The sequence below is a fragment of the Microcella pacifica genome, assembly GCF_009371975.2.
GTDB classification, from domain to species: Bacteria; Actinomycetota; Actinomycetes; order Actinomycetales; family Microbacteriaceae; genus Microcella; species Microcella pacifica.
The window spans coordinates 1-5,136 of record NZ_VIKT02000041.1; the positions used below are offsets into that span (position 1 = coordinate 1).

Annotated in this window: 4 protein-coding genes; 1 reads left to right on the plus strand and 3 read right to left on the minus strand. The window is 61.6% G+C overall.

The annotated features are described in order from the left end of the window. Positions 1-95 precede the first annotated feature (95 nt). The 3 genes from FK219_RS13100 to FK219_RS13110 form a co-directional block, all read right to left on the minus strand. Positions 96-707, minus strand: a complete 612-nt coding sequence (locus tag FK219_RS13100) for a DUF6338 family protein (RefSeq protein WP_152584313.1) — start codon at positions 705-707, stop codon at positions 96-98. Positions 708-768: 61 nt separating this feature from the next. Continuing rightward, on the minus strand, positions 769-4,116 hold the full coding sequence (locus FK219_RS13105; RefSeq protein WP_152584314.1) for a type ISP restriction/modification enzyme: 3,348 nt from the start codon (positions 4,114-4,116) through the stop codon (positions 769-771). 126 nt (positions 4,117-4,242) lie between these two features. Beyond that, the gene (locus FK219_RS13110; RefSeq protein ID WP_152584315.1) at positions 4,243-4,581 is read right to left on the minus strand and encodes a hypothetical protein; all 339 of its coding nucleotides are present in this window, start codon (positions 4,579-4,581) and stop codon (positions 4,243-4,245) included. Positions 4,582-4,625: 44 nt separating this feature from the next. On the opposite strand from FK219_RS13110, the gene FK219_RS13115 reads away from it, so the two are divergent. Next, positions 4,626-5,018: a hypothetical protein gene (locus tag FK219_RS13115; protein WP_152584316.1), complete on the plus strand. Its 393-nt coding sequence runs from the start codon at positions 4,626-4,628 to the stop codon at positions 5,016-5,018. The last annotated feature ends 118 nt before the right edge of the window (positions 5,019-5,136 follow it).

Genomic DNA, 5,136 nt, shown 5'->3' on the forward strand with positions numbered 1-5,136 from the left:
GCGACGCCGGCAAGCCGCTCTCGGCCGTTTGACCCCGGTCGAGTTCGAGGCCATCATGAGCACGCCAGCCGCACTGGCGGCGTGACTACAACCTGTCACCTATCCGTGCAGCAGACCCGGAAGTTCCCTTCTCCATCGAGCGCCCACTGGGAGTGGAGGTAGACCGCGGGTGGCTCTGGATACATAGACGCGAAGGATCCGGTGGCGAACCAGCCGCCAACCCAGGCACCCGACTCCCTGCGCACCTTGAGCCAAGCCCCAGACTCGGAATGAGACTTGACGGCAAAGTCCCACGACGTCGGCTCGCTCGAGTACCCGTACTTGGACGCCGGGTACCTGAGCCACGAGAAACGACGGCGTTCGAATCGCTTCCACGTGCAGTGCTTGGCGAAGATCATGAAGGACACCAATGCCGGCACGATCACAAAGAGCCCGAGGCTGGCGGTCGCGAACTGACGGGGATCACTGAACTGAACGGACGACCCATCAGAAGTCGACTCCACGGCAAAAAGGTCGAGCAAGCCGACTGAGACGTAGAACCCCGCCAGGATCGCGGCGAAAGATACCCCCTGAACGAGAGCGATAGACCAGTCCCGATCTGTCGCCGTCTCCCCCAAAAGGTACCTTCGGACAGTCGCGAAGACGGCGATAGGGAGCCCGAGTGCGACGAAAGCGAGCAGGGTCTCCACTCCACCAGGCAGATCCATCAGTCTCTCCTCTGCCGACCCGCGAGAAGGGAGAGTCCACTAGAGCAGGCTCCTGCTGGCTTCATGTCTCCCCCTCGTCCCCGAAGATGTCGAGGGCGTCAGCGGATACCTTGCGGCGCGGCTTACGATCGTTGCGCGTCTCGGGCCACTTGACGCCTGCCGCCGCCAGCTCGTCCTTGGTGATGAGCTCGCCGCCGAGGATCTGCTCAAGCAGCTCCGCCTGGGCGGGCTCGAGGCTGACCAGCCGCGTCAGCACGGTCAGCAACTCGGTGAATTCGAGCGTCCATTCGAGCGGCCACTCTTCGATGTAGATGTCGTCGAGCGGGCTCGTCTTCTTGCCGCCGGGGTTCTTCTTGCGGTACTTGAACCAGCTGCCGATGACGTTCATGCCGCCAACGGTGTAGTCGAACACCTCACGCGGCACCGGGCCCCAGGCGCCGTTGCGCCCGCCGTCGTCGTCAGTGAAAACCACCTGGTGGTGCACGTCGTCGTATCGAAGCGAGACGGGCATGGCGGTGACGGCTTCGAGAGACTTTGGCTGCGCCTCCATAGACCAGCCGCTGCGTACGTTTCCGAGCTCTCGCCCCGATTCAGGGTCGACATAGCGCTCGGCGTAAGTGTGAAGCCAGATGACTTCGCGACCGATTTCCACTGCCTGAGCCCACAGCGCAGTGTCGCGAGTCATCGGCACGCGCACTCCCGGAGTCGTCAATTCGTCGACGAAGGTTGCCGTGAATGCTGGATGCGCGACGACCGTCGCTACATAAGCGAGTAGTTCTTCATGGCCTGCACGGATGTTTGCCTCCGCCGCGAGGCCCTCCAGTAGACCTGGCGCAAGGTTCGGCGTTCCGTCGGGGTGCAACAAAGGCAGCACCCGCCCACCACGATTGTCTGTGTAATTCAGATCTACGACGTACGGGGTGAAGCTGATCGGCACCGCGCCGACTTTCAATGGCACGGAGTGCTGTTCACCGGTGAACACCTGTCCGCGGCTCCGGGCTTCCCAAAGCAGAGGAGTAGGTCGATGAAGCACCCGTGGGTCAGGTGTAATCCACTGGCGGTCAAAAGATCGAAACGATGCTCGAACTGGTCCGGCGAAGTCCCCTTGGTGATCGCCGAATGGGCCGTCGAATTGCTGGGTGTCTGAGCCGTCCAAATGCTGAGGGGTCTTGTCGAGACGTGCATCTACGGTCTCTTTGAAGAGCTTGGACTTTTCCGCTCGAGTCGAGGCTCTCTTTAGAGCTTCCCATCGCTTTTGGAGGATTTTTCCGAGGGGCGCATATGGCCAGTTGCGGTTGGCAGCGATTCCCGGTCCAACCCAAGCGATCAGATCTGAAAGGGCGGGCGCCTCAAGCCACATCCGTTGCCCGGCGGGCACAATCGCTCCCGTCCACTCATGACTTGCAAGCGCCCACGCGTCAGCGTCGCCGAGCCTGAGCTCAGTGAGTCGCTCGAACTTGGCCGATCGCGACCCATGTAGCGACACATAGTGGATGGGCGCCGGGGATTCACGGTCCACGTCTTCCGTTCTCACGAGGATGGCGATTGCGACAGGTGTCTCAATATTGAAGACAGCAGTGTTCGCGGGTGGCCGCTTACCTTCGGGCGTTAGATCAACTACCCACCCTTCCGAACTTTCTCGCCGTAGGTACTTTCGAAGGCCCTTCGTTCCCGGGCCCCGGAAGTAGCCACTACTTGTGATGAAGCAGATGACACCAGACTGGTGGTCGGGGACTGACTCGAAGACCTTCCACGTCGCCCAGCGCCAGAAATAGACATAGAGGTTCTTGAGAATGAACTCCGTGAGGCCGTTCCCCTTGACACGGAAAGCATCGAGAAGCGCGTTCCGCGCCACCTTGGCGCCCTTGTCATTTCCAGTTGCCTCAGAGCCCTTTTCAATCCAGCCGCCGAGCCCTTCGGCCTTGTCGCCGTAGGGCGGATTGCCTATCACTACGGTCACGGGAACATCGGCCTTGATGCGATTCGCTTCAGCCTTGCTCTCAGATATTGCAGCGAGACTAGAAGCAATACTTGTCGCTGCAGCCGCTGGATCAGAGAGTGTGTCGGCAACAAACATTCGCATTCCGCCATTGGGCGGAGTCGCGGCGTAGCTGCGAAGCAGGTCAGTGGTGCGTAGCTCGGCGACCGTGTACGAGCCGAGCTGCAACTCGAAGCCGATTAGGCGCGAGGCGAGCTCGGTGATCGTGCCGGGCACGGCTCCGGGGCCGTCGGTTTGCTCGACCTGCTCGGCGACGTGCTCGATGATCGAGTGCAAGAAGGTGCCCGTGCCCATCGCGGGGTCGATCGTCGTCACGCTCGGGTCGAGAAAACCCTTCGTCTTTCCGAGCTTCGTGACGAGCGCCTCCTCCGCCAGACGCACCATCTGATCGACGACCTCGTGGGGCGTGTAGTAGGTGCCGGTGGCCTTGCGCAGCTCGGGGTCGTACTCGGCGAGGAAGTTCTCGTAGAGGTGCAGGTAGGTGTCTTTGTTCTTGCGCACCGCATCCCACTGCACTGCGCCGATGACACGTCGCAGGAGGTCGATCGTCGGAACGAAGTCGCCCTTCACATCGTTCGTGAGCAGCTGCAGAGCCTTGCCCATAAGCGAGTGGTCGGCACCCAGCTGCTGGCCGATCTCATAGAGGCTCGTCGACTCGAGGTCGATCTTCTCGGTGCGAGCAAGCAGCAAGGCAAAGGTGACGGTCTGTGCATAGCCGTCGGCGAAGACCTCGTCACTCGCATCGGGGAAGAGCAGCTTGCGCCAGTCGTTCGCCAGACCCAAGAAGAGCTGCTCGTGCTGTGGGGCACCCGCCTTCACACGCGCCGTCTCGAGTGCGAGCTGTTCCATCACCTTCGTGCGGAGCATCCGTGTGATCGGAGCGATCGTACTGACGAGCTTCGCCACCGTCTTGATGGGAACCGGGTGCCAGTTCAGGAAGTCAGACACGAGGTGGGCGAAGTTCGAATCAGGCGCGAGCGCGGAGCCCGCCATGTCGAGCGGGCCTCCGGTGAGCTGCGCGACGAGCGCGGGCTGCGACTCACCGCGATAGAGCCGCCACTCGGAACCGTTCGTGTAGATAAGGTTAGGAAGATCCTTGAGGCGGTTCCATTGGTCGCGGTTGTGACCCGAGAAAGTGCTGGGGTCGAGCGAGAGACCCGCCTTCTTCACCTCGATGTATCCGACGACCGCGCCCTTCACGCGCACAGCGAAGTCGGGCCGCGAACTCAGCTCGGTCAGGTGCGCCTCGCCGTCGAGGATCGTCTTCTTGCCTCCGAACTCGCCGACGGCCGTGACGAGGTGCTCGATGGGGACGCGTAGAGCCTCCTCGGGCTCGCCGGCGCCCGCCAGCTTCTCCTTCACCTCGATGCCGTAGTCGGCGACAAGTTGGGAGATCTTCGCATCGAGCATGCGGCCATTCTGTCGCACGGGGGTGACGCGCGCGCCCCGTGTTAAATTGCTGAGCCATACTCCGCCGATCAGATACAGTCTTGCGGTGTGGCGGAAAGGCGATGGTGGGGCGGGCGGCACCCGCAATCACGTCGTCTTGACGAGCCGCATCCGACGCGATTCGAGCATCCGTTGGACGACGTGTGCACCGAGTTGCGAATCCCAGTGCCGCTCGATGACCCCGACGCTGAGATTCACATCCGCATGCGGCACCACGATGAGCGCCTCGTGTTCTTCGCCATCGTGCTCGCGATTCGCGACCAGGACGGTCAATGGCGCGAAAGATGTTCTGTCGACACGGACCACGGCGCGCTTCACCTTCATCACACCGGTCATCAGCAACCTGACGACAGCCGCGAACTGCGTCCTCTCTATTCGGAGAGAGACGTGGGAGAATCTTGGGAAGTCGGCTACGGTGCCATCCACACCCGATATCTCGAGTGGCGCGCGAACAGGAGGTGACGAGCGACATGAAGAACGAACTCTTCGAAACGAAGCGTGATCAGGCGACTCGCCGCGTGATGCGATCGCTTCCGAGCATCGCTGCCTCTGGCGGCCTGGTCCCGGGCAATGACGACGTGCCCCTGCTCATCATGTTGCCTGACGACACTGTCGCTCACCTGACTGAGTCGCTCGCGCGTGTGGGCGGCACCGCGAACGTCGTGATCGCGTTCCCCGACAGAATCCTGCTCATGTCCGTTGTGCCGGGAATCCTCGACGAGAACCATGTCGACACGAGTGAACACGCTGACGTTCACATGCTGACCGATTGGATCGGCTCGGTACCCGACAACACAGCGTCGTTCTCGGTCAAGACTTCCGCAGTGCACGCTGTTCCCGTCCGACAGTTGAGCTACGCCTAGGTGTACTCGGTCAGCAGGTTGGTGACACTTCTGTACGGAGAAGGCCTCCAACATTGGTGGTGTTCAACGTCACCGAAGTGGAGGCCTTCTCTATGACCCACCGTAATGCGCGGCTCAC